Raw genomic sequence first — 24,091 nt, forward strand, 5'->3', positions numbered from 1 at the left:
ATGCGGATCATGATCTCGGCGGACATGGAAGGCGCCACCGGCGTCACCTGGACCGACGACGTCGTACCGGGGACCGAGCAGTGGCAGCGGTTCCGGCGGCTGTTCACCGGGGACGTCAACGCGACCATCGCCGGGCTGTTCGACGCCGGCGCGACCGACGTGCTCGTCAACGAGGCGCACTCCTCGCAGCGCAACCTGCTGCTGGAGGACCTCGACCCCCGGGCGCGGATGCTGACCGGGCGGCACAAACCGCTGTCGATGATGCAGGGCATCGACTCGGGCGTCGAAGGCGTGGTGTTCCTCGGTTACCACGCCGGCGCCGGGTTCGACGGCGTCCTGTCCCACACGTACCTGGAGAACCAGATCACCGGAGTGTGGCTCGACGACATCCCCGCCAGCGAGGGCAGGCTCAACGCCGGGATGGCCGCCGAGTACGGCGTCCCGGTGCTGGTGGTGACCGGCGACGACAAGACCTGCGACGACGCGCGCGACTACGCCCCGGACGCCGAACTGGTGCAGGTCAAGGAGTGCGTGAGCCGGTACGCGGCGATCTGCCTGCCGCCCGCCCGCACGTCCGAGCTGCTCACGGCCGCGGCGGCGGACGGCATGGCGCAGGCGGGACGGGTGGAGCGGGTGCCCGGCGCGCACCGCATCGAAGTCGAGTTCGACGCCAGTCATCTGGCGCAGGCGACCGCCGTCATTCCCACGGTGCAACAGATCGGCGTGCGGCGGGTCGGGTTCGACGCGCCGAACATGACCGAGGCGATGAAGGCGTTCAAGGTGGTCACGGCCATCGCGGGCGGTGCGGTACAGGGGATCTATGGCTGAGCTGGACGTCGTGGAGGTCTGCTCCACGCTGCTGCGCTTCGACACGACCAACCGGGGCAACGGCGACTCAGAGGGCGAGCGTGACGCCGCGGAGTACGTCGCCACGCTGCTGTCGGACGCAGGCGTCGAGCCGACGATCATCGAGGCCGCGCCTGGCCGCGCCAACGTGCTCGCACGCATTCCGGGCACCGATCCGTCTCTGCCCGCGCTGCTGGTCCAGGGCCATCTTGACGTGGTGCCCGCGGACCCGGCGGACTGGTCGAGGGACCCGTTCTGCGGCGAGGTCGTCGACGGCTACCTGTGGGGTCGCGGCGCGACCGACATGAAGGACTTCTGCGCGATGGTGCTCACCGTCGTCGCGTCGGGTTTCCAGCCGCGCCGGGACATCGTGCTGGCGTTCGTGGCCGACGAGGAGGACCGCGGGGACTACGGCGCGCACTGGCTGGTGAAGGAACACCGCGAGCTGTTCGAGGGCTGCGCGGCGTCGATCAGCGAGTCCGGCGGCTACACCTATCACGTGCCCGCCGCCGACGGCCGGACCGTGCGGCTCTACCCGGTGGCGACGGCCGAGCGGGGTACCGCGCACCTGCGGCTGACAGCGCGGGGCCGAGCTGGGCACGGTTCCCGGCCGAACGACGAGAATGCCGTCATCCGCCTGGTCGGCGCCCTGAACCGGATCGCGGAGCATCGCTGGCCGGTGCACCTGACCCCGACCGTGGAAGCGTTCCTGCGCCGGACCGGTGACGTGCTCGGCGTGCCGGTAGATCTGTCCGAAGTGGACGCGACAGTCGCCGCACTGGGACCGGCTGGCGCCCTCGTGGTCCCGACCGTCCGCAACAGCGCCACGCCGACGATGCTCGACGCAGGCTACAAGGTCAACGTCATCCCGACCGTCGCACAGGCCCAAGTGGACGTCAGGGTGCTGCCCGGCACCGAGGAAGCACTCCTGGCCCAGCTCGACGATCTGCTCGGCACCGGGGTCGTCCGCGAGTTCGTCGCCCACCAGCCCGCGGTGCAGGCGCCGGTCGACTCCCCCTGGTTCGACGCGATGGCGGCAGCCCTGCGCTCACAGGACCCGGACGCCGTGGTCGTGCCGTACTGCATGGGCGGCGGCACGGACGCGAAGGCCTTCAGCCCGCTGGGAATCGACTGTTACGGCTTCGCCCCGCTGTGGCTGCCAGAGGGCTTCCCGTACCGCGCGATGGCGCATGGCGTCGACGAACGGGTGCCCGTCGAAGGCCTCCACTTCGGGACATGCGCGCTGGCCCACTTCCTGCGGAACTAGGGTTTGGCGGTCAGGTCAGACCGGACGGATTGTTCCGGCCCACGCACACCGACAGCAGGGTGACTGGTGAGGGAACGCGAGCTACGGCGCAGCTGCAGGCGACTGCTCAACGAACTGGGCATCCGGCCGCCGCTCGACGTCCTCGAACTGTGCCGCAAGGTCGGCGAACAGCGCGGCCGCCCGATCCGGCTGATCGAGCACCGGATCCCGGTGCCGGGTCCGTTCGGTGTCTGGATCACCACCGGCAAGGCCGACTACATCGTGTACCAGCAGGACACGAGCAAGGCCCACCAGCGCCACATCATCCTGCACGAGGTCGGCCACATGCTGGCCGGCCACCGCACCACCGAGGAGGACGACAGCTTGGTCGCCGTGCTGACCCCGGCCGCCGCTCAGCCCGGCGACCTGCGCGAGCGGTACCCGGACCTGGAACCGGAGTCGGTCCGCCAAGCCCTTCGGCGAACCTCTTACGACACCGATCACGAGCGGGAAGCCGAAACGGTCGCAACGATCATCCTGGAGTGGGCGTCCGTGCTGGACCGGGTCGCACCGAAGTCGTCGGACGAGGCCACCGCGCAGCGAATCGAGACCGCGCTGGGCGAGCGGCTCGGCTGGTTGTGAACAGCAAGGTCGCGCTGCTGGTGGTCCAAGGGATGATCCTCTACCCCGCCCTGCTGTGGAAGCTCTACCAGCTCACCCGGGCACCGCGGGACGTGGCGCGCTGGATGGTCACCGCCTGCCTGGCTTGCTTCGCGGCCTCCTACCCGCTCGGCCTACTGGCGGGAGACGTGAACCAGCCGGACCCCGGGTCGATCGTGCCGCTCCTGTTCCAGCACATCTTCCTCTGCGGGCTCGTCTACTCCTTGGCCTGCTTCTTCCTGTTCTCGGCACTTCCGGTCGCCCAGGCGCGGCGGCGGGCCTGGCAGGAGGCGGTGCCGCTGGGCACCGCGATCCTCGTGATGGCGATCGACGCGGTACTCATGCCCGACGTCCCGCCGGCGGCCTACCCCCGCGCCGGGGTCTCGATCTTCTACCTCGCAGCCGATCTGTACCTCACTTACGGCATCGCGAGTGCGTGCTTCTTCGCGCGGCGCTACGCACGGGGCGCCGCACCCGACCTGGCCCGCGGGCTGCTGGTGGCGTCCCTGGGATTCGCCTTCGGCGCGGTGGGCGGGGCGACACTGATCGCGGTGGTGCTCGTGCACTGGGTTGGCGCGACGATCCCCTTGCTGTTGGTGCAGGCCACGGTCTTTCTGGTGTTCCCCAGCGCGATCCTGCTCGTCGTCGGCCTGTCCTATCCCGGTGTCGCCACCCGGCTGGCCGCGGCCCGCGTGTGGCGGCAGCACCTTCGGACGTACCACCAGATCGGTCCACTGTGGACACGACTGCACCAGGCGTTCCCGGAGGACGCGCTGAGCCGGACGCCGCTCACCCCGTGGCGGGACGCGCTGAGCCTGCGCGGCGTGCATCGCCGCTACTACCGGCGGGTCATCGAATGCCGAGACGGACTGGTCCGGATCAGCCCGTACCTCGCGCATCTGGACCATGACGGTTCCCTTGCCGACCGACTCACCGAAGCGCTGCGCGCCCACGCCCGCAGCGAACCGGTACCGGAGAAGGGGATGCCCGTCGCCACACCCGATGGCGGCGGCCTTGACGACGACGCCCGCGCATTGGTCACCCTGTCCGAGTCGCTGAGGGCGGCTCCTGCCTGACCGGGGGCTCCTTGGCGCACTTCCTGCAGAAGTCCCTGAAGGCCACCATGACAGCGTTAAACGCCGTGAAGGTGGCCTTCAGGGACTTGACCGACAGCAAGCTGCCCACAGCGACACCTGCGGTGGCTCAGCGGGTGAGGATCCCCCACCAGCGGCCGCCACCTCGGGTGCGTTCCAGAGACTTCAGCTTCACGCCGTCGACGGCGAAGCCCTCGACGTGCGCGCGGGTGAGCGGCCACGGCGGCCCTGGGTACGGCTCGTCGGTGTCGGCCGCGAAGGCCCCGACGAGCAGGGTGCCGCCGGGTGCCAGCAGCTCGGCGACCCGCGAAGTGGCCGCGGTCCGGACGTCGGTCGGCAGCGCCTGCACCGTGGAGATCTCGAGGACCAGGTCGAACCCGTGGCGCCAGCTCGGCGGCCGGGCGAACAGGTCCGCGACGACGTAATCCACCGGGGACGCCGGGAAGCGCAGGCGCACGGCTTTGATCGCGCTTTCGGCCACGTCGAACGCGACCGTCTCGTAGCCGAGCGAGGCGACGTACTCGGCGTCGTCGCCGAGCGCACAGCCGACCACGATCGCCCGTTCGCCGGTACCGCGTACGCCGTTTGCCCACGAGACGATCTCGGCGTTCGGCTTCCCGCGGTGCCAGGGGACGACGGCGTCGCCGGTTTCGGCGGCCGCGTAGAGCGGTTCGAACCACGCTGTCGGGTCTCCGGCGGCCAAGGCCGCTCCGGCGCGGATACGCGCGTCCTCGTCCGGATCTGTGCCGCTCATCGGGTGTCCCCTCTTGTCCACTTCCGGTCAGGAATTCCGGCCAGCCTTGACATCGATGTCACCCAAGAGTTTCCCTTCCTGGGCGCCGTCTGTCCCGCCTGTGCGGTGCCCTGTTTCTCGTCCCCTGAGAGCTTGGAGCAATGATGCCCCGAAGCGCGAGACCATCGGTCAGCACCGCGTTGTCCGTCGCTGTCGCCGTCGTGTTGTCGTCCCTGGTCGCCCTTCCGGCGACCGGTGCCGCCGCGGAGGCGGCTCCCCCGGATTTCTCGTCTTCCTTCGAAGCCGGTGATCCCCAGCCGACCTGGTCCGACACGGTCGACACCGATGCCGCCGGCCAGCCGCGCGCGTTCGGCGTCAACGGTGCGAACGGCACCGCCATTCCCGGTGACATCCGTGGCAAGGTCACCGAGACCAGCGCGAGCAGTGAGAACACCGACGGCGGCGAGGTCGTCGCCAACCTCGTGGACGGCACCCTCGACACCAAGTGGCTGTCCTGGGATCCGACGGCCTGGGCGCAGCTGAACCTGTCGGCGGCGACCGCGATCACGCACTACGCGATCACCTCGGCCAACGACCACGACGAGCGTGACCCGCAGGACTGGACGCTGCAAGGCTCGAACGACGCTTCGGCCTGGACGGACCTCGACAAGCAGGCCGGGCAGAAGTTCACCGCGCGGTTCCAGCAGAAGGACTACAAGCTCGCCGCCCCGAGCGCGGCGTACAAGTTCTATCGGCTGAACATCACCAAGAACAACGGCGGCGACATCCTGCAGGTCGCGGAGCTGCTGCTGGCGAATGACGACCCGGCGCCGCCACCGCTGCCGAACATGCGCAGCTTCACCGACAGCGGCCCGACCGGCGGTTACACGAACAAGAACCGCGTCGGCTTCACCGGGCTGAAGGCGTTCCGTTACTCGGGCAGCCAGACCGCCGCGGGTCACGGCTACTCGTACAACAAGATCTTCGACGTGAACCTGCCGGTCGTCGCCTCGACCGAGCTCTCGTACAAGGTCCAGCCGCAGTTCTTCACCGGCGACCTGAAGTACCCGAGCACCAACGTCGCGATCGACCTCGCCTTCACCGACGGCACGTACCTGAGCAACCTCGGCGCTGTCGATCAGTACGGCTTCGGGATGTCGCCGCAGGCGCAGGGTGCGAGCAAGGTGCTCTACGCCAACCAGTGGAACCAGGTCCGCTCGCTGATCGGCACCGTCGCCAACGGCAAGACGATCGACCGGGTGCTGGTCGGCTACGACAACCCGAACGGCCCCGGGCTGCTGCAGGGCTGGCTGGACGACGTCAAGATCTCGGCCACGCCGACGCCGCCCGCCAGCACTCGCCCGAGTGACAACGTGATCACCACTCGCGGCACCCTGGCCAACAGCACGTTCTCGCGGGGCAACAACTTCCCCGCCACGGCCGTGCCGCACGGGTTCAACTTCTGGACCCCGGTGACCGACGCGGGCTCGAGCAGCTGGCTGTACAACTACCACACGCAGAACAACGCGCAGAACCTTCCGTCGCTGCAGGCGTTCAGCGTGAGCCACGAACCGAGCCCCTGGATGGGTGACCGGCAGAGCTTCCAGGTGATGCCGTCGGCCGCCGCCGGGGTCCCGGACGCGAACCGCGCGAACCGTCAGCTGCCGTTCAAGCACGACAACGAGACGGCTCGGGCGCACTACTACGGTGTCCAGTTCGAGAACGGGATCAAGACCGAGATCGCGCCGACAGACCACGCGGCGGACTTCAAGTTCACCTTCCCCGGCGCGGACTCGAGCCTGATCTTCGACAACGTCAACAACAGCGGCGGGCTCACCCTGAACCCGGCGGACCGTTCGCTGAGCGGGTTCACCGACGCCAAGAGCGGCCTGTCCGCCGGTGCCGGGCGCCTGTTCGTCTACGCGACGTTCGACAAGGCCGTCACCGCCGGGGCGAAGCTGCCCGGTGAAGGCCGCGACGCCGTCCGCGGTTACCTGCGGTTCGACGCGGGCGCCGACAAGACGGTGAACATGCGGATCGCGACCTCGCTGATCAGCGTCGACCAGGCGAAGAAGAACCTCGCCCAGGAAATCGCGCCGAACGCGACGTTCGACTCGGTTCGTGACGCCGCGCAGAAGGCGTGGGACGACCAGCTCAAGGTGATCGAGGTCGAGGGCGCGTCGAAGGACCAGCTCACGACGCTCTACTCGAACCTGTACCGCCTGTTCCTGTACCCGAACTCCGGGTTCGAGAACACCGGCACCGCCACCCAGCCGACGTACAAGTACGCCAGCCCGGTGTCGCCGAAGACGGGCCAGGACACCGCGACGCAGACCGGGTCGAAGGTCGTCGACGGCCAGACCTACGTCAACAACGGGTTCTGGGACACCTACCGCACCACCTGGCCGGCGTACTCGCTGCTGAGCCCGGACATGGCGGGCAAGATGGTCGACGGGTTCACCCAGCAGTACCGCGACGGTGGCTGGATCGCCCGCTGGTCCTCCCCCGGTTACGCCGATCTGATGACCGGCACCAGTTCGGACGTCGCGTTCGCCGACGCCTACCTCAAGGGCGTCAAGAACTTCGACGTCAAGTCGGCCTACGACGCGGCGCTGAAGAACGCCACGGTCACGCCGCCGAACTCGGCGGTCGGGCGTAAGGGTCTCGACCAGTCGATCTTCCTGGGCTACACGCCGAACACCACCGGCGAGGGCTTCTCCTGGGCGATCGAGGGTTACGTCAACGACTTCGGCATCGCGAACCTGTCGAAGAAGCTCTACGACGAGGCGCCCGCGAGCGACCCGCGCAAGAAGGAGTACCAGGAGAACTACGAGTACTTCACCAGCCGCGCGCAGCAGTACGTGAACCTGTTCGACTCGGGCGTCGGCTTCTTCCAGGGCAAGGACGCGGCGGGCAAGTTCAGCAAGACCAAGGACCAGTACGACCCGCGCGTGTGGGGCGGGGACTACACCGAGACCGACGGCTGGAACATGGCCTTCACCGTGCCGCAGGACGGCCAGGGCCTCGCGAACCTCTACGGCGGCAAGGACAAGCTCGCGTCCAAACTGGACGGGTTCTTCGCCGACCAGGAGACCGCGAACTTCCCCGGCACCTACGGCGGCGCGATCCACGAGATGCGGGAAGCGCGGGACGTGCGGATGGGCCAGTACGGCCACTCCAACCAGCCTTCGCACCACCTGCTCTACATGTACGACTACGCGGGTCAGCCGTCGAAGACGCAGTCGAAGGTCCGTGAGGCTCTCTCGCGGCTCTACGCGGGCAGCGAGCTGGGTCAGGGCTACGCGGGCGATGAGGACAACGGCGAGATGTCGGCCTGGTACGTCTTCGGCGCGCTGGGCTTCTACCCGCTGCAGATGGGCAGCCCGAACTACGCGGTCGGTTCCCCGCTGTTCACCAAGGCGACCGTCCATCTGGCCGGTGGCAAGGACCTGGTGATCAACGCGCCGAAGAACAACGCGAAGAACGTCTACGTCCAGGGCCTGAAGGTCGACGGCAAGGCGTACACCTCCACGTCGCTGCCGCAGGACCTGCTCAGCAAGGGCGCCACGCTCGACTTCGACATGGGTCCCAACCCGTCGAGCTGGGGCACCGGCGCGAACGACGCCCCGGCGTCGATCACCACGGGCAACGCCGTGCCGACCCCGCTGCACGACGAGACGGGGACCGTCTCCAGTGGCAGCGCCGCGCTCTTCGACAACACGTCGCAGACCGAGGCGAAGGTGACCGGGCCGATCCAGGCGCAGGTCAAGTCGACGAACGAGGCCGTCACGCACTACACGCTGACCTCGCCGAAGGTGGCGGGCGATCCGAAGAGCTGGACGCTGAAGGGTTCGTACGACGGGAAGACGTGGGCGGTCGCGGACCAGCAGACCGACCAGGTGTTCCAGTGGCGGCAGCAGACGAAGTCGTTCAAGGTGGCCAACCCGGCGCACTACGCCTACTACCAGCTGGAAGTCACCGCGACGACCGGCGGTCAGGCGGCCTTGGCGGAGATCGAGCTGCTCGGCAAGCCGGACGCGACGTGCACGCAGACCATCACGGGTGAGCACAAGGGCCCGCTGAAGGTGTCGAGCGGCACGGTGTGCCTGGACAACGCGACGGTGACCGGTCCGGTGGCGGTGTCGCCGGGAGCGTCGCTGATCGCGACGGGCGGCAGCATCGGCGGTCCGCTCGCGGCGGCCGGTGCGGCTCAGATCGTGCTCAACCGCACCAAGGTGGGTGGCCCGGTGACGATCACCGGGACCACCGGGTCGGTGTCGATCGAGCTGGCCGACATCGGCGGCCCGGTCGCGCTGACCGGCAACCACGGGCCGGTGCTGACCAGCAGCAAGATCGGCGGTCCGCTCGCCTGCGCCGGGAACAGTCCGGCGCCGTCGAACTACGGCCTCGCCAACACGGTCCGCGGTCCGACCGCGGGTCAGTGCACGAAGATGTAACTGCCCGAGACCACCTGTTGCCCCTGAAGGCCACCATCACGGCGTTTTACGCCGTGATGGTGGCCTTCAGGGGCACTTCGCGTTGAGCTGATCGGGCGGCAGAGGTTGTCACATTCCGGGAGGCTGCCGTGTCCCTAGAGGTGAACGCATTCACTGATCGGGAGGAACCCCTGTGACAAAGCCGATTCTGGTGACCGGTGGCACCGGCACGCTGGGGCGCGAGGTGGTGCGGCGGCTGCTGGCCGCCGGGCAGGACGTCCGGGTGCTGAGCCGCCACTCGCGCCCCGAGGCCGATCGGGAGCCCTACGCGTGGGCGACCGGCGACCTGAGCACGGGCGCGGGCCTCGACGCCGCGCTCGCCGGGACGGGCACGATCGTGCACTGCGCCACCGCGCAGGGCAGGCACAAGGACGTCGAGGCGACGCGGGCACTGGTGGACGCGGCGAAACGGGCGGGCGGGCCGCATCTGGTGTACATCTCGATCGTCGGCATCGAGCAGGTGCCGTTCTCGTACTACCGGGCCAAGGTGGACACCGAACGGGTGGTCGAGGACGCGGGCCTGCCGTGGACGATCCTGCGGGCCACCCAGTTCCACGACCTCGTCACCGCGCTGTCGGCGGCGCAGCGGTTCCTGCCTGTGACGCTGATGCCCGCCGGGTTCCGCTTCCAGCCGATCGACGCCGGCGAGGTCGCGGGCAGGCTCGTCGACCTCGCCACCGGGTCCCCCGCGGGCCGGGTGCCGGATCTGGGCGGGCCGGAGATCCTGACCGCCCGCGCGTTGGCCAAGTCCTATCTCGAGGCGACGGGCCGTCGCCGTGTGGTCGTCTCACTGCCCCTGCCCGGCGCGGCCGCCCGTGCGGTCCGGGAGGGCGCGCTCCTGACCCCGGGGCACGCGGACGGCAAGCGCACCTACACCGAGTTCCTGCGCGACCGGTTCGGCCGGGGCAAGCCGTGACGGCGCTGCGGGCCGGGCTGGTGTTCCTGACCGCCGTCCAGGCCGGGCTGGGCGGCTGGATCCTGGTGGCGCCGGGCTCGTTCTTCGCGCTGCCGTGGGTGAACATGGGCCTGCCGTACAACGAGCACCTGCTGCTCGACTTCGGTGCGATGAACCTCGCGCTCGCGGTGTTGCTCGGCGTCGCCGCGGTGCGGATGGACCGCGTGCTCGTCCGGACCGCGCTGGTGGTGTACCTGGTGTTCGCCGGGGCGCACGTGCTGATCCACACTCGGTATCTGGGGCATCTCCCGCCCGCGCAGTCCGCGGTGCTGGTGACGTTGTTGTCACTGGCCGCCGCTGTCCCGATCGGGTTGCTGGTGCTCACCGTACGGCGCTCGACGACGTCAGCGGGTACGGCGCCGCCGTAGCGGTTACGGTGGCCGGGTGACCACGAGCGCCGGCTTTTTCTCCTCCTTCGAAACCGGCGATCCGCAGCCGCTCGGCTCCCCGTCGGCGGTCGGCGCGGGGCCGGGCGGTTCGCCGACCGCCAAGACCGGTGTCGGGTTCACCGGCCTGCGGGCCCTGCGTTACGCCGGGGCGCGGCGCGTGACGCTGTTCGAGGTCGACGTCGAGCTGACCGAGCACAGTGAACTGTCCTATGTGGTCTTTCCGGAGTCGGACGCCGGGCCGAGCTATCGCAGTACGTACGTCGCGGTGGACCTGGAGTTCGACGACGGTTCGGCGGCCGGGTTCACCGCACTCGCCCAGGGCGAGGCCAAGGCCCTCTACGTCGACCAGTGGAATCCCGTCCGCGAGCGGCTGGGCGCGTTCGCCGGTCGGCGGGTCCGCCGGATCGTGCTGGATCTCGCGCCGCCGCCGGGTGGAGGTGAGCCCTCGGGCTGGCTCGACGACGTCCGGCTGGCGGAGCGCCGGATCGAACCGCGTGAGCCGGTGGACCACGTCCGCACCACTCGGGGAACGCAGTCCAGCGACGAGTTCTCGCGGGGCAACAACTTCCCGGCGACCGCGGTGCCGCACGGGTTCAACTTCTGGACCCCGGTGACCGACGCGGGAGCGACCAACTGGCTCTACTCGTATCACCGCCACAACAACGCCGAGAACCTGCCCGCGCTGCAGGCGTTCGCGCTGAGCCATCAGCCGAGTCCCTGGATGGGTGACAGGCACACCTTTCAGGTGATGCCGGGCATCGGCCCGGTCGAGCCGGACAGGGTCAAACGCGCGCTGGCGTTCTCGCACGACGACGAGACCGCCCGGCCGCACCACTACGGCGTCCGGTTCACCAACGGGGTCACCACGGACCTGGCGCCCGCCGACCACGCCGCGCTGTTCCGGTTCACCTTTCCCAGTGACAACGGCTGGCTGCTGTTCGACAACACCCGCAACCGCGGCAGCCTGCGCCTCGACCCCGCCAAGGGGGTGCTGACCGGCCACACCTGGGTGCGCAGCAGCCTGTCGACCGGCGCTCGCCGGATGTTCGTGTACGCCGAGTTCGACGTCCCGGCGCGGCGTGGCAGGCGGATCCGGCGCCCGCTGTGGCGCACCGTGACCGGCTGCCTGGAGTTCGACGCGCCCGAGGTCACCATGCGGATCGCAACCTCGCTGATCGGCCTCGAGCAGGCGAAACGCAACCTGGCACTGGAAATCCCCCAGGGCACCACGTTCGAACAGGTCCGTGCTCGGGCGCGGGACGCTTGGCAAGAGGTGCTGGGCCGAGTGGAGATCGAGGGCGCCACCGAGGACCAGCTGACGACGTTCTACTCCAACCTCTACCGGCTGTTCCTCTACCCGAACTCCGCGCACGAGGAAACATCCAAAGGGATCCGGCACGCGAGCCCGGTCGTCCGGACGTGGTGTCCCAGCACCCGCAGGCGCACCGGCGCGAAGGTGCTCGACGGCACGATGTACGTCAACAACGGCTTCTGGGACACCTACCGCACGACGTGGCCCGCGTACGCGCTGCTGGAGCCGGGCAGGTGCGGCGAGATGATCGACGGGTTCGTGCGGCAGTTCCGCGAGGGTGGCTGGATCTCACGGTGGTCCTCCCCCGGCTACGCCAACCTGATGACCGGCACCAGTTCCGACGTCGCGTTCGCCGACGCGTACCTCAAGGGCGTGCGTGGTTTCGACGTCGAGGGCGCCTACGACGCGGCGGTGCGCAACGCCACCGTGACGCCGGAAAGCCAGCGCGTCGGCCGCAAGGGCCTGCACGAGTCGATCTTCCTCGGCTTCACCCCCTCGACTGTCCACGAAGGCCTCTCGTGGTCGCTCGAAGGCTGCATCAACGACTTCGGCCTGGCGAACCTTTCACTCGCGCTGTCGCGGGAAAGCTCGCCGCGGCAACAGGAGTACCGGGACAACGCGGCGTACTTCGGGCAGCGCGCGCTGCAGTACGTCAACCACTTCGACGAGCGGCTCGGCTTCTTCCAGGGCTGCAACCGCGACGGCAGCCGCAAGTTCGAGCCGCCCGGCTACGACCCGGAGGCGTGGGGCGGCGACTTCACCGAGACGAACTCCTGGAACACCGCGTTCTCCGTGCCGCACGACGGCCCCGGCCTGGCCGCGCTGCACGGTGGGCCGGGTGGGCTGGAGGCGAAGCTCGACACGTTCTTCGCGACGCCGGAAACCGGCCGCAAACCCGGGGCGTACGGCGGGCTCATCCACGAGATGACCGAGGCCCGCGACGTCCGGATGGGCCAGTACGGCCACTCCAACCAGCCCTCGCATCACATCCCGTACATCTACAACTACGCGGGCGCCCCGGCGAAGACGCAACGTGTCGTGCGGGAGGTCCTGCGGCGGCTGTACGTGGGCAGCGAGATCGGCCAGGGCTATCCTGGCGACGAGGACAACGGCGAGATGTCGGCCTGGTACGTCTTCGGCGCGCTGGGGTTCTACCCCCTGCGGATGGGCAGCCCGGAGTACGCGATCGGCTCGCCACTGTTCACCAGGGCGACCATCCACCTGGAGAACGGCAAGGACGTCGTCGTCCACGCGCCGGGAAACGACGCGAGCACGGTCCACGTCCACGGTCTCACCCTTGATGGACGCCCGCACGACACCACCACGTTGCCGCACTCCGCGCTCGCGGACGGCGCGGTGCTGGAGTTCACCATGGGCGCGGAGCCCTCGGACTGGGGTCGGACGCCGGAGGAACCGGTCGCCGCGGCGCCGCTGTCCGATCTGGATGGGACCGGTCACGCCTCCGACGGCACCGACGTGACGCCGCTGTTCGACAACACGAGCCGCACCGAAGTGAGGTTCCGCTCGCCGACGCCGACGGTCGAGTTCGTCGTCGACGGCGAGCCCCGCGAGGTCTCGATGTACACGCTCACCTCGGGCGCGCGCCGCGCCGATCCCCGCTCGTGGGTGCTGGAGGGTTCCGACGACGGTGACCGCTGGACGAGCCTCGACGAGCGCTCCGGTGAGGTGTTCCCGTGGCGGCGCCAGACCCGGCCGTTCGTGCTGGCCGAGCCCGCCACCCACGCCAGGTACCGGCTGCGCGTCACTTCGCCGACCTCGGGGCGGGTCGTGCTGGCCCAATGGGAGATGCTGGCACGATGATCACGAGGTTCTGGAACGCCGCCAGTGACCGGCTGGCGGCGTCGGATCCCGGCATGGTGCGGCTGCGGATCGCGCTCTCGGCGGTGCTCGGGATCGCCATCTCCATCGCGGTGCTGGCGCCCCTGCACCAGCCGATCACGATCATCCTGGTCGCCGCGATCGCGGCGATGATGAGCGCGTTCACCGTCAACGACACGACCCCGGGCAAGCAGGCGGTCACGCTGCTGCTCGCGCTGGTCGTCGGCGCGGCCTCGCTCACCGCCGCGAGCCTGGGCAGTGCCCTGCCGCCGCTGGACAGCGTGTTGTTCGTCCTGCTGATCTTCGTCGCGGTGTACGCGCAGCGCTTCGGCACCCGCGGCATCGCGCTCGGTTCGGTGGCGTTCTTCCTGTTCTTCTTCGCGATGTTCCTGCAGACCCACCTCAAGCAGGTTCCGTTACTGCTGCTGGCACTGGTGGTCGGGATGGCCAGCAACGCGCTGGTGCGGTTCGTGCTGCTTCGCCGGGACGAGGGCGCGGAGTTCCTGCGAGTCCGGCGTGCGTTCCGGGCACGACTGGGCGGCGTGGTGCGGGTGTGTGAGGCCTACCTGACCACGTACGGCAACGAACGCACCCGCAAGCAGCTGCGGACGGCCAACGCGCGGCTGCACGAAGTCGTGCTGCTGATCGAGGACGCGGCGCCCGACGTGATCGGCGCCAGCTCGGCCGGGAAGCTGCGGCGCCGGGCCATCGAGCTGGAGCTGGCGGTGCAGTGGCTCACCATCACCGTGCAGCGGACGTGTTCGGAGGAGCTCACGCCCGAGGTCCGCGAGGAGCTCATCGGGCGGCTGCGCGGCTTCCGCTCGCTCATCGAAAGCGACCCCCGTGACCTGCCGGTGATCAGCAAGACCGACGAGTTCAGCAAGATGCTCGTGGACGGCAGCCGGATCGATCACCACGCCGGTCCGGGAGACGAGCTCCGGCGTGCCATCGCGGATCTCGCGCTCGCCGACGTCCGTGCTCAGCGCGTCGCGGACAACGACCCCGACGACCTGCCGGAGCCGGACGACGAGGAAGACGAGGAAGACGAGGGCACGGCGGCGTTCGCTTACGACAACCAGACCCGCAGCGCGATCCAGGCCGTGGTCGGTGGTGGCCTGGCGGTGCTCGGTGGCGAGCTGGTCTCGCACCAGCGGTGGTACTGGGCGGTGCTGACGGTGTTCGTGGTGTTCATCGGCTCGTCGACTGCCGGGGCGACGTTCGTGAAGGGCGCGCGGCGCCTGGGCGGCACGGTGGTCGGCATCTTCGGCGGGGTGCTGCTGGCGCTGCTGGTCGGCGGCAACACCCCGGCCACGCTGGTGCTGATCCTGGTGTGCGTGTTCGGCATGGTCTACATGTCACGGGTGTCGCAGGTGGTGATGGCGTTCTTCGTCACCAGCATGCTCGGGCTGCTCTACAGCCTGCTCGGCACGTTCAGCATCGAAGTGCTGGGGATCCGGGTGGCCGAGACGGCTGTCGGCGCGGCGTCGGGCATCCTGGCCGCGTCGGTGATCGTCCCGGTGCGGACGCGGGCGGTGATGCTGGACGACGTGGCTGACCTGCTCGACGAGCTGACCGAGTTCCTGGAACGGGCCGCGGAACTGCTGTCCGGCAGTGAGAACGTCAACATCATCGAGCTGTCCCGCGACCTGGACCGCGCCGTGGACAAGGTCCGGGTGACCGTCGAGCCGCTGACCCACCCGATCAACCTGAGCAGCGCGCGGCGCGACTACGGCTGGCACGTGCTGACCACGGTGGAGACGATCGCGTTCCGCGCCCGGCACGTGGCCGCGCGGGCGCAACCCGGGCTGCTCGCGGATCAGCAGGAGCGGCTGCTGCTGTTCACCGGCCGGATCCTGCGCAACATCGACATCGTGCGCAAGGCGGTCCAGTCCCCCGGCGCGTCCGGCCACGGAACGCTGGTGCGCGACGACGGCACGCCGGTCTCGGACCGCATCGAGGACCCGCGGACCCGTTCGGTGATCTCCAGCCTCGGCCATCTCGACGAGACGCTGATCGCGCTGGGGCGAGCGTTCGACGTCGAGGCAACAGATCCGACACAGCTGGTGCGGTAGCTCTTCGTGCCCCTGAAGGCCACCTTCACCGCGTATAACGCCGTCAAGGTGGCCTTCAGGGGCAGTCATTCCCTGAGGTCGTACGCGGGCTGGTGGCGTGGCTGGTAGAGCCCCAGCTCACCGCCGCCGGGCAGCCGGATCGACGTCAGCACGCCCCAGCCCTGATCGGTGAGCGGCTTCACGAACTCGACGCCCTGGGTGGTCAGGTCCGCGACAGTGGCTTCGACGTCGTCGCACATCAGATAGAGCTCGTGCGACTAACGCTCGCCGGTGGGGTGGACGACGACTTCCGCCGGGGGCAGCTTGAAGATGAGCCAGCCCCCACCCGCGTCGACGTGCGGGTAGCAGAGGACGTCTTTGAGGAACGCACGGTCGGCTTCCGCGTCGCGGCTGTGGATGATCACGTGCGCGCCGTTAATCATGACGGGACCTTACGCGGCGCCCGCGCGGTCCTGATCGATCAAGCGAAGAGTGACTGGACGCACCCGAACGGCTGCGCGCGGGAGGGATAGCATCGCGGTACTAGTCAAACTCGCCTCAAGCTGGAGTTCTCAATGACCCAAGCCCCTGTCAACGTCACCGTCACCGGTGCGGCCGGCCAGATCGGCTACGCGCTGCTCTTCCGCATCGCGTCCGGCCAGCTGCTCGGCCAGGACACCCCGGTGAAGCTGCGGCTCCTCGAGATCCCGCAGGCGGTCAAGGCGGCGGAGGGCACCGCGATGGAGCTCGACGACGGCGCGTTCCCGCTGCTCGCCGGCATCGACATCTTCGATGACGCGAAGCAGGCCTTCGAGGGCGCGAACGTCGCCCTCCTGGTGGGCGCCCGTCCGCGGGCCAAGGGCATGGAGCGGGGCGACCTGCTCGAGGCCAACGGTGGCATCTTCAAGCCGCAGGGCGAGGCCATCAACGCCGGTGCCGCCGAGGACATCAAGGTGCTCGTGGTCGGCAACCCGGCCAACACCAACGCCCTCATCGCCCAGGCGCACGCGCCGGACGTCCCGGCCGAGCGCTTCACCGCGATGACCCGCCTCGACCACAACCGCGCGCTGGCGCAGCTGTCGAAGAAGCTGGGTGTGCCGGTCACCGAGCTCAAGAAGGTCGCGATCTGGGGCAACCACTCCGCGACCCAGTACCCGTCGATCGCGCACGCCGAGGTCTCGGGCAAGAGCGCGACCGAGGCCGTCAACGACCAGGCGTGGCTGGCCGACACGTTCATCCCGACCGTCGCCAAGCGCGGCGCGGCGATCATCGAGGCCCGTGGCCTGTCCTCGGCCGCTTCGGCCGCCTCCGCGGCGATCGACCACGTCCACACCTGGGTCAACGGCACCCCGGAGGGTGACTGGACCTCGGCCGCGGTCGTGTCCGACGGCTCCTACGGCGTGCCCGCGGGCCTGATCTCGTCGTTCCCGGTCACCGCCAAGGACGGCAAGTACTCGATCGTCCAGGGCCTGGAGATCGACGAGTTCTCCCGCGCCCGCATCGACGCCTCCGTCGCGGAGCTCGCCGAAGAGCGCGACGCGGTGAAGAAGCTCGGCCTGATCTGAGCCGGTGCTTCAGCGTCAGTTTCGTTGATCCGTGAAGGCCACCTTGAGGGACTCTAAGTCCCTCAAGGTGGCCTTCAGAGCGTTCGGGGTCAGCGGGTTGACTACGTTGAGTGATCAGCCTGGTGGAGCCTGTCTCGCTCAGCGCCACGCCGACCCAGACACGACGCGTCCAGCTCGCGAGCTAGCCAGCGCGGTGTCCCGGCCACGGACTTGCCTGGTCGTGTCGGGCTGCGCGGGTGCCGTTTGTCGTATTGATGAAAGCACCCGGACGAAGCGAGCGGAAGGAAAGGAACCCTTGACACTGATCATCGCCGGAAAGGTGTACGTCGATCCGGCTGACCGGGACGAGTTCATCGAAGGCCATCGCACGATCGTGGAGCAGGCGCGCAAGTATCCCGGCTGTCTCGATGTGGCGATATCGCCCGATCCCGTGGACGCGGGGCGGGTGAACCTGTTCGAGTATTGGGAGTCGAAGGAGATCCTGGCGGCCTGGCGGGCGATCGCGCCCCGGCCCACGACCTCGATCGCCATCCGGGTCGGCGAGGCGCTCAAGCACGAGGTCTCCCACAGCGGACTGCCCTTCGACTGACCCGGTGGACAGGCAAGCACCAAAGCCTCTGAAGGCCACCTTGAGGGCGTTAGAGTCCCTCAAGGTGGCCTTCAGAGGCACGTCGTCAGGCTCCGGCGAGGCCGCGGCGCTTGAGCAGCGGCTCGATCTCCGGATCGCGCCCGCGGAAGGCGCGGAACGCCTCCATCGGGTCGATGCTGCCACCACGGCCGAGCAGCTCACGCCGGAAGTGGTCGCCGTTCTCCCGCTTGAGGCCACCGTTCTCGGTGAACCACTCCACGGTGTCCGCGTCGAGCACCTCGCTCCAGATGTAGGAGTAGTACCCGGCGCTGTACCCACCGCTGAAGATGTGCGCGAAGTAGGTCGTGCGGTAGCGCGGCGGAACGCTCTCGAGCGCGACACCGGCCTTGGCCAGCGCCTCCGCCTCGAACGCCTGGACGTCGTCGACCTGGTCGTCCGCGCCGAGTCCGTGCCAGGCCTGGTCCAGCAGCGACGCGGCGAGGTACTCGGTGGTGGAGAACCCCTCGCCGTACTGTTGCGACGCCATCAGCTTCCCGACGGTCTCGGCGGGCAGCGGTTCGCCGGTCTTGTGGTGCTTGGCGTAGTTGGCCAGCACCTCGGGCCAGAGCATCCACATCTCGTTGACCTGCGAGGGGTACTCGACGAAGTCGCTGGGCACGTTCGTGCCGGTGAACGTCGGGTACCGCACCGAGGACACCAGCGAGTGCAGCGCGTGGCCGAACTCGTGGAACGCGGTCACCACCTCGTCGAAGGTGAGCAGCGTCGGCTCCCCCGCCGGCGGCTTCGCCACGTTGAGCACGTTCACCACGACGGTCTTCCCGCCCAGCAGACCGCTCTGATCGACGAAGTTGTTCATCCACGCGCCACCGCGCTTGGAGTCACGGGTGTAGTAGTCCATCAGGAACAGGCCCAGCCCGCTGCCGTCGGCGTCGAAGACCTCGAAGATCCGCACCTCGGGGTGGTACTTCGGCAGGTCCTCGCGCTCGGTGAAGGTGAGGCCGTACAACGCGCCCGCCGCGTGGAACACGCCGTCGATCAGCACCCGGTTCAGCTCGAAGTAGGGTCGCAGCTCGGCGGTGTCGACGTCGAAACGGTCCTTGCGCACCTTCGCGGCGTAGAACGCCCAGTCCCACGGCTTGAGCACCGCGCCGGGCTCGTCCGCCACCAGGTAACGCTGCAGCTCCTCGGCGTCGGCGTTCGCGTTCGCCACCGCGACCGGTGCCAGCCTCTCCAGCAGCCCGACGGCCGCCTCGGCGGTCTTCGCGGTCTCGTCGGCGATGACGTACGCCGCGTGGTGCGGGTAGCCCAGCACCGCCGCCCGCTCGGCACGCAGCCGGGCGATGTCGGCGATGATCCGGTTGTTGTCGGACTCGTTGCCGCGGTTGCCCCGGGAGATCGACGCGGTGAAGATCCGCTCGCGCACCGCGCGCTTCTCCAGCGAAGCCAGCGACGCCTGCGCTGTCGGCAGGGTCAGCTTGAGCGCGTACCGCCCTTCCTGGCCCTTGGCCGAAGCCGCCTCGGCCGCCGTCGCGATCTCGTCGGCGGTCAACCCTGCCAGGTCCGCCACGTCGTCGACGACGACCGCGAGCTCGTTCGTGTCCTTCAGCAGGTTCTGCTGGAACTGGGTGCGCAACGTCGAGAGCTTCTCGTTCAGCTCACGCAGCCGCTGCTTGTCCGTCTCGGGCAGCCCGGCGCCCGCGCGCCGGAAATCGGTGTGGTGCCGCTCCAGCAACCTGGCGGACTCACCGTCGAGGCCGAGTTCGTCACGACGGGAGTACAGCGCGTCGATCCGGGCGAACAGCTCCGCGTTGAGGTACAGCGCGTCGTCGTGCGCGGCCAGCTTTGGTGCCAGCTCGGCCTGGATCTCCTGGATCCGGTCGGTGGCGTTGGACCCCGCCAGGTTGAAGAACACAGAACCCACCCGGTTCAGCAACCGGCCGGAACGCTCCAGCGCGACGATCGTGTTCTCGAACGTCGGCTGTTCCGGGTCGGCCGCGATCGCGGCGATGTCGGCCACGTGCCCTTCGAGCCCGGCCTCGAAGGCCGGCAGGAAATGCTCGTCGGTGATCCGGTCGAACGGGGGCAGGGCGTACGGGAGCTCGCTCGGGCTGGCGAACGGGTTGTCCTGCGAAATCATCGGCCATGCTCCTGGTTGTCGGCTCGCTACGGTCCGGTCAGCCTACGGGCTGGCGAGTGACAACGGTGTTCATCTGCACAGTCAGCGCCCGGTGGATCCGCCCACCACGGCGTCACCCGCGTCCGCACCGGCCTTCGCCTTGCCGCGTTTGGGCTTCGCGGGCGGTTTCGGCGGCACGATCCCGGCCAGGTCCCCGCTGTGATCGTTGACGCGCAGCACGAACGGGCGGGTCTCGGTGTACCGGACCACGGAGATCGACGACGGATCCACCACGATCCGCTGGAACGCGTCCAGATGCTGGCCCAGCGCGTCGGCGAGGATCGACTTGATCACGTCACCATGGCTGCACAGCAGCCAGACCGCGTTCTCACCGTGCTCGGCGCTGATCCGGGCGTCGTGCGCACGAACCGCCGCGACCGCGCGCGCCTGCATCGCCGCGAGCCCCTCACCGCCCGGGAACACCGCGGCCGAGGCGTGCGCCTGCACGACCCGCCACAACGGCTCCTTGAACAGCGTCTTCAGCTCACGACCGGTCCAGTCGCCGTAGTCCACTTCGGACAGCCGTGGTTCGGTCGTGCGGCCGAGCCCGCGGGCCTTCGCCAGCGGGCCGACCGTCTGACGGCAACGCAGCAACGGGGAGATCACCAGCTCGGCCAGAGGCACCGGCGACAACCGCTCCACCAGCGCTTCGGCCTGCTTCTGCCCGGTCTCGTCGAGGTTCACCTTCGGCGTCCGCCCGGCGAGGACGCCGGAGCCGTTGGCCGTGGACTTGCCGTGCCGGAGCAGGATGACGGTACTCACCGTTCCACCATACGGGTTACCGATCAGCCACCCTGCGGTCAGACCGCCGGGCCCGCGTTCGGGTCCAGGACGTGGGTGAAGATCAGGACGAACAACAGCACACCCAGCGCGAGGCGATACACCACGAACGGCAGGAAGCTCTTCGTCTTGATGTACGACATCAGCCACGCGATCACCACATACCCGACACCGAACGCCACCAGCGTGGCCAGGATCGTCGGACCCCACTGCGCGGTCACGCCGTTCTTGCCGATGTCGGTCAGCTTGTACAGCCCCGAACCGAACACCGCAGGCACCGCGAGCAGGAACGAGTACTCCGCCGCGTCGGCCCGCGTGTACCCCATCAGCAGCCCGGCACTGGTCGTACCACCCGAACGGGACACACCAGGGATGATCGCCAGCGCCTGCGCGAACCCGAACCCGAGACCGTGCTTCACCGTCAGCTGGTCGAGGTCACGCTCCTGGCGGCCGATCCGGTCGGCGACCAGCAGGATGACGCCGAACACGATCAACATCGTCGCGGTGATCCGCAGGTCGCGGAACGAGGTGTCGATGTCGTCCTGGAACAGCAGGCCCAGCACCACGATCGGCAGCGAGCCCACGATGATCAGCCAGCCGAGCCGCGCGTCCGGATGGCTGCGCCACTCCTTGCTGTACAGCGAGTGGAACCACGCGACCAGCACCCGGCCGATCTTCTTCGCGAAATAGAGGATGACCGCCAGCTCGGTGCCGATCTGGGTGACCGCGGTGAACGCCGCGCCCGGGTCGTCCCAGCCCGCCAGCGCCGCGGTGATCCGCAGGTGCGCGCTCGACGAGATCGGCAGGAACTCGGTCAGGCCCTGGACGAGCCCGAGCACCAGTGCTTCGAACCACCCCATGTCAGACGACCCCCGCCGGTTCCGTCGGGGCCACGGCATAGCCGCGACCGCCCGTTTCCTGCCCGCCGCCGAGATTCAGTCCGAGTCGCACGATGGGAAACCCTAATGGGGCACCATCCACGCGACACGACTTACCTTGGTCAAGCTCCCCGTGGCCGAACCACTAGGCTGGGCCGTCGTGGAAAAGCGACAGCTCGGCCGGTCGGGACTGCGCGTCTCGAGGACCGCTCTCGGCACCATGACCTGGGGTATCGACACCGACGCGGAAGAGGCGGCCAGCCAGCTCGTCGCCTTCGTCGACGCGGGCGGCACCCTGGTCGACACCGCCGACGTCTACGGCGAGGGCGAGAGCGAACGGGTGCTCGGCACCCTCCTCGGCGACCTGGTGCCCCGCGAAGACATCGTCCTCGCCACGAAGGCAGTCGCCCGCCGCACCGACGGCCCGTTCGGCGGCGGAGCCTCCCGCGGCGCCCTGCTCAACGCCCTCAACGCGTCACTGCGCAGGCTCGACGTCGACTACGTCGATCTCTGGCAGCTGCACGCATGGGACACCGCCGTGCCCATCGAGGAGACCCTCGCGGCTCTGGAGTTCGCCGTCGCCAGCGGCAAGGTCCGCTACGTCGGCGTGTCCAACTACTCCGGCTGGCAGCTCGCGACAGCCGCCGCCCGCTCCGCGGCCACCGCCCCGATCCTGTCCACCCAGGTCGAATACTCCCTGCTGGAACGCGGCGTCGAACGCGAGGTCGTCCCCGGCGCCGCCCACCACGGCATCGGCCTGCTCCCCTGGGCCCCACTCGGCCGCGGCGTCCTGACCGGCAAGTACCGGTCCGGCACCCCCGCCGACTCCCGCGGCGCGTCCACCACCTTCGCCGGCTACGTCGAACACCACCGCAACGAGCGCGCCGCCCGGATCGTGCAGGCCGTCGCCACCGCCGCCGACGGACTCGGCACCTCACCGCTGGCCGTGGCGCTGGCCTGGGTCCGCGACCGGCCCGGCGTGGTCGCCCCCGTCGTCGGCGCGCGCGACACCGGCCAGCTGACCGGCTCACTCGCCGCCGAGGCCATCACCCTCCCGTCCGCGATCAGATCCGCGCTCGACGACGTCAGCGCCATCGAGGTCGGCTACCCGGAACGGTGGCCACGGTGAGCCGGGCGTGTGGCTTAGGTGACTGTTGGGTGACAGAGACGTGACGACGCCGGGATCGTGGGGGATATTGGTGGGTACTGTTCGCCGAGAAACAGCTGGAGGCTCCCACGTGCGCCGGTTCGCAGCCGTGTCACGGATCGCGATCCCGCTCGCCGGTGTCCTGCTGGTGTCGGCGTGTTCGTCGGCGGGCAAGACCCAGACCGACGAACTGCAGATCGTCCAGAACCCCGTCGCCGTCCAGGCCGCCGTCTCCCCCGCGACGACCGTCAAACCCGCCGGCCAGGTGATCACCGGACCAGCCGTGACAGCACTGGTGACCGACCCCGCCACCAAGACGCTCACCGTCGCCATCTCGCAGCCTCCGTCACTGCGCATCTACGACCTCGCCTCACTCAGCGGCGCCCCCAGGGCCACCGTCCCGCTCCCCGGCGTCGTCGAACGGCTCACCGTGTCACCGGCGGGAGTTCTCGCGAGCGTCCCGAGCAAAGGCGTCCTCGCCCAAGTGACCCTGCCCGGCGGCCAGCTCCGCTCCATCCCCGTGGCCGGACAGCCCGCCGCGGGCGTCATGGACAACGGCCAGACACTGGTCGCCGTCCGTGACCGCAAAGCGGTCGAGGTCCTCGCCGGCGGCGCGGTCACCAAGACCATCACCGGCCAGATCTACAGCGCCGACGACGTGCTCGACACCGGCACCGGCGTCGTGGTCCTCGACCGCCTCCGCACCGCCGTGTTCTCCGTCGACGTCGCAGGCGGCACCATCGGTGCGGGCTTGCGCGCCGGGGACGGCGCCGCCAACGCCGTCAGCGACTCCTACGGCCGCGTACTCGTGACCGACGCACGAGCCGGCGCCCTGCTCGCCTTCTCCGCGAAACCCCTGCTGCTGCGCCAGCGCTACCCGGTCGACGGCGGCATCTACGGCATCGCCTACGACACCCAGCGCAACCTCGCCTGGGTCACCCTGACCGGCCGCAACGAGGTCGTCGGCTTCGATGTCCGCGGCGGCGAACCCGTGGAGAAATTCCGCTTCCCGACTGTCCGCCAGCCCGACTCGGTGACCGTCGACGAGCAGACCGGCAGCGTCGTCGTCGGCTCGGCCGACGGAGAAGGGACCCAGGTGATCCAACCGTGACAGCTGTCGACGAGGCGGTGGTCGAAGGGGATTGGGAGTACCGGAGGCTGGAGCTGCCCCCCGGCGTGTCCAGGCGGGCGGCAGCGATCCAGCTGTCGATCCACGCCGAGTTCGCCGGCTGGGAACTCTCGAACGTCCGGCTCTACTCCGACGGCACCAGGCGGGTCTGGCTGCGACGCAAGCGCACCGCCGCGCTGAGCGGCCTGCCCGGACTGATCACCTGA

Annotated in this window: 20 protein-coding genes; 14 read left to right on the forward strand and 6 right to left on the reverse strand. The window is 69.3% G+C overall.

What is annotated here, in order from left to right; genetic code table 11:
- The 4 genes from QMK34_RS16320 (at nucleotide 1) to QMK34_RS16335 (ending at nucleotide 3,828) form a co-directional block, all read left to right on the forward strand.
- Complete coding sequence (locus QMK34_RS16320) at nucleotides 1-828, forward strand: M55 family metallopeptidase (protein ID WP_326414877.1); 828 nt, start codon at nucleotides 1-3, stop codon at nucleotides 826-828.
- On the forward strand, nucleotides 821-2,113 hold the full coding sequence (locus QMK34_RS16325; RefSeq protein ID WP_326414839.1) for a M20/M25/M40 family metallo-hydrolase: 1,293 nt from the start codon (nucleotides 821-823) through the stop codon (nucleotides 2,111-2,113). Before QMK34_RS16320 ends, QMK34_RS16325 begins: the two co-directional genes overlap by 8 nt.
- 66 nt (nucleotides 2,114-2,179) lie before the next feature.
- Nucleotides 2,180-2,734: a hypothetical protein gene (locus QMK34_RS16330; protein WP_326414840.1), complete on the forward strand. Its 555-nt coding sequence runs from the start codon at nucleotides 2,180-2,182 to the stop codon at nucleotides 2,732-2,734.
- Nucleotides 2,731-3,828 (forward strand): MAB_1171c family putative transporter, encoded by a 1,098-nt coding sequence (locus QMK34_RS16335; RefSeq protein WP_326414841.1) that lies wholly within the window; start codon nucleotides 2,731-2,733, stop codon nucleotides 3,826-3,828. The genes QMK34_RS16330 and QMK34_RS16335 overlap by 4 nt, the downstream gene beginning before the upstream one ends.
- A gap of 127 nt (nucleotides 3,829-3,955) precedes the next feature.
- On the opposite strand, the gene QMK34_RS16340 is transcribed toward QMK34_RS16335, so the two are convergent.
- Nucleotides 3,956-4,600 carry a class I SAM-dependent methyltransferase gene (locus QMK34_RS16340; protein ID WP_326414842.1) on the reverse strand — a complete coding sequence of 215 codons (645 nt, stop codon included), beginning with the start codon at nucleotides 4,598-4,600 and terminating at the stop codon, nucleotides 3,956-3,958.
- A gap of 143 nt (nucleotides 4,601-4,743) precedes the next feature.
- Here QMK34_RS16340 and QMK34_RS16345 point away from each other — a divergent pair, with 143 nt between their 5' ends.
- The 5 genes from QMK34_RS16345 to QMK34_RS16365 all read left to right on the forward strand — a co-directional run bounded on the left by QMK34_RS16345 (nucleotide 4,744) and on the right by QMK34_RS16365 (nucleotide 15,642).
- Nucleotides 4,744-9,036, forward strand: coding sequence for a GH92 family glycosyl hydrolase (locus tag QMK34_RS16345; RefSeq protein WP_326414843.1), 4,293 nt, complete (start codon nucleotides 4,744-4,746; stop codon nucleotides 9,034-9,036).
- A 172-nt stretch (nucleotides 9,037-9,208) separates the two neighbouring features.
- Complete coding sequence (locus QMK34_RS16350) at nucleotides 9,209-9,991, forward strand: SDR family oxidoreductase (RefSeq protein ID WP_326414844.1); 783 nt, start codon at nucleotides 9,209-9,211, stop codon at nucleotides 9,989-9,991.
- Complete coding sequence (locus tag QMK34_RS16355) at nucleotides 9,988-10,398, forward strand: hypothetical protein (RefSeq protein WP_326414845.1); 411 nt, start codon at nucleotides 9,988-9,990, stop codon at nucleotides 10,396-10,398. Before QMK34_RS16350 ends, QMK34_RS16355 begins: the two co-directional genes overlap by 4 nt.
- 16 nt (nucleotides 10,399-10,414) lie before the next feature.
- Complete coding sequence (locus QMK34_RS16360; protein ID WP_326414846.1) at nucleotides 10,415-13,552, forward strand: GH92 family glycosyl hydrolase; 3,138 nt, start codon at nucleotides 10,415-10,417, stop codon at nucleotides 13,550-13,552.
- Nucleotides 13,549-15,642, forward strand: coding sequence for an FUSC family protein (locus tag QMK34_RS16365; protein WP_326414847.1), 2,094 nt, complete (start codon nucleotides 13,549-13,551; stop codon nucleotides 15,640-15,642). The genes QMK34_RS16360 and QMK34_RS16365 overlap by 4 nt, the downstream gene beginning before the upstream one ends.
- Nucleotides 15,643-15,707: 65 nt before the next feature.
- Here QMK34_RS16365 and QMK34_RS16370 read toward each other — a convergent pair whose 3' ends face one another.
- On the reverse strand, nucleotides 15,708-15,881 hold the full coding sequence (locus QMK34_RS16370; RefSeq protein WP_326414848.1) for a VOC family protein: 174 nt from the start codon (nucleotides 15,879-15,881) through the stop codon (nucleotides 15,708-15,710).
- Nucleotides 15,882-15,899: 18 nt separating this feature from the next.
- Nucleotides 15,900-16,064 (reverse strand): hypothetical protein, encoded by a 165-nt coding sequence (locus tag QMK34_RS16375; RefSeq protein WP_326414849.1) that lies wholly within the window; start codon nucleotides 16,062-16,064, stop codon nucleotides 15,900-15,902.
- 132 nt (nucleotides 16,065-16,196) lie between these two features.
- Between QMK34_RS16375 and QMK34_RS16380 the strand changes: the two genes are divergently transcribed.
- Together QMK34_RS16380 and QMK34_RS16385 are read left to right on the forward strand one after the other, a co-directional pair.
- Nucleotides 16,197-17,186, forward strand: coding sequence for a malate dehydrogenase (locus QMK34_RS16380; RefSeq protein ID WP_326414850.1), 990 nt, complete (start codon nucleotides 16,197-16,199; stop codon nucleotides 17,184-17,186).
- Nucleotides 17,187-17,481: 295 nt separating this feature from the next.
- Nucleotides 17,482-17,775, forward strand: a complete 294-nt coding sequence (locus tag QMK34_RS16385) for a putative quinol monooxygenase (RefSeq protein WP_326414851.1) — start codon at nucleotides 17,482-17,484, stop codon at nucleotides 17,773-17,775.
- Between the two features lie 85 nt (nucleotides 17,776-17,860).
- Here the strand turns inward: QMK34_RS16385 and QMK34_RS16390 are convergent, their stop codons facing one another.
- The 3 genes from QMK34_RS16390 to QMK34_RS16400 all read right to left on the reverse strand — a co-directional run bounded on the left by QMK34_RS16390 (nucleotide 17,861) and on the right by QMK34_RS16400 (nucleotide 21,591).
- The gene (locus QMK34_RS16390) at nucleotides 17,861-19,912 is read right to left on the reverse strand and encodes a M3 family metallopeptidase (protein WP_326414852.1); all 2,052 of its coding nucleotides are present in this window, start codon (nucleotides 19,910-19,912) and stop codon (nucleotides 17,861-17,863) included.
- An 81-nt stretch (nucleotides 19,913-19,993) separates the two neighbouring features.
- Nucleotides 19,994-20,713: a histidine phosphatase family protein gene (locus QMK34_RS16395; protein WP_326414853.1), complete on the reverse strand. Its 720-nt coding sequence runs from the start codon at nucleotides 20,711-20,713 to the stop codon at nucleotides 19,994-19,996.
- Between the two features lie 38 nt (nucleotides 20,714-20,751).
- Nucleotides 20,752-21,591 carry an undecaprenyl-diphosphate phosphatase gene (locus tag QMK34_RS16400; protein ID WP_326414854.1) on the reverse strand — a complete coding sequence of 280 codons (840 nt, stop codon included), beginning with the start codon at nucleotides 21,589-21,591 and terminating at the stop codon, nucleotides 20,752-20,754.
- Nucleotides 21,592-21,769: 178 nt separating this feature from the next.
- Here QMK34_RS16400 and QMK34_RS16405 point away from each other — a divergent pair, with 178 nt between their 5' ends.
- The 3 genes from QMK34_RS16405 to QMK34_RS16415 all read left to right on the forward strand — a co-directional run bounded on the left by QMK34_RS16405 (nucleotide 21,770) and on the right by QMK34_RS16415 (nucleotide 24,091).
- Nucleotides 21,770-22,738, forward strand: coding sequence for an aldo/keto reductase (locus tag QMK34_RS16405; protein WP_326414855.1), 969 nt, complete (start codon nucleotides 21,770-21,772; stop codon nucleotides 22,736-22,738).
- Nucleotides 22,739-22,847: 109 nt separating this feature from the next.
- Nucleotides 22,848-23,867 carry a YncE family protein gene (locus QMK34_RS16410; protein WP_326414856.1) on the forward strand — a complete coding sequence of 340 codons (1,020 nt, stop codon included), beginning with the start codon at nucleotides 22,848-22,850 and terminating at the stop codon, nucleotides 23,865-23,867.
- Nucleotides 23,864-24,091 (forward strand): DUF5703 family protein, encoded by a 228-nt coding sequence (locus QMK34_RS16415; protein ID WP_326414857.1) that lies wholly within the window; start codon nucleotides 23,864-23,866, stop codon nucleotides 24,089-24,091. Before QMK34_RS16410 ends, QMK34_RS16415 begins: the two co-directional genes overlap by 4 nt.

The organism is Amycolatopsis sp. H20-H5 (genome assembly GCF_035828755.1).
Lineage (GTDB): Bacteria > Actinomycetota > Actinomycetes > Mycobacteriales > Pseudonocardiaceae > Amycolatopsis.

Excerpts from the sequence above, each read along its gene's own strand:
- QMK34_RS16320 (WP_326414877.1), top strand. The coding sequence starts at position 1 with ATGCGGATCATGATCTCGGCGGACATGGAAGGCGCCACCGGCGTCACC.
- QMK34_RS16325 (WP_326414839.1), top strand. The coding sequence starts at position 821 with ATGGCTGAGCTGGACGTCGTGGAGGTCTGCTCCACGCTGCTGCGCTTC.
- QMK34_RS16340 (WP_326414842.1), bottom strand. The coding sequence starts at position 4,600 with ATGAGCGGCACAGATCCGGACGAGGACGCGCGTATCCGCGCCGGAGCG.
- QMK34_RS16345 (WP_326414843.1), top strand. The coding sequence starts at position 4,744 with ATGCCCCGAAGCGCGAGACCATCGGTCAGCACCGCGTTGTCCGTCGCT.
- QMK34_RS16365 (WP_326414847.1), top strand. The coding sequence starts at position 13,549 with ATGATCACGAGGTTCTGGAACGCCGCCAGTGACCGGCTGGCGGCGTCG.
- QMK34_RS16370 (WP_326414848.1), bottom strand. The coding sequence starts at position 15,881 with ATGTGCGACGACGTCGAAGCCACTGTCGCGGACCTGACCACCCAGGGC.
- QMK34_RS16375 (WP_326414849.1), bottom strand. The coding sequence starts at position 16,064 with ATGATTAACGGCGCGCACGTGATCATCCACAGCCGCGACGCGGAAGCC.
- QMK34_RS16380 (WP_326414850.1), top strand. The coding sequence starts at position 16,197 with ATGACCCAAGCCCCTGTCAACGTCACCGTCACCGGTGCGGCCGGCCAG.
- QMK34_RS16390 (WP_326414852.1), bottom strand. The coding sequence starts at position 19,912 with ATGATTTCGCAGGACAACCCGTTCGCCAGCCCGAGCGAGCTCCCGTAC.
- QMK34_RS16400 (WP_326414854.1), bottom strand. The coding sequence starts at position 21,591 with ATGGGGTGGTTCGAAGCACTGGTGCTCGGGCTCGTCCAGGGCCTGACC.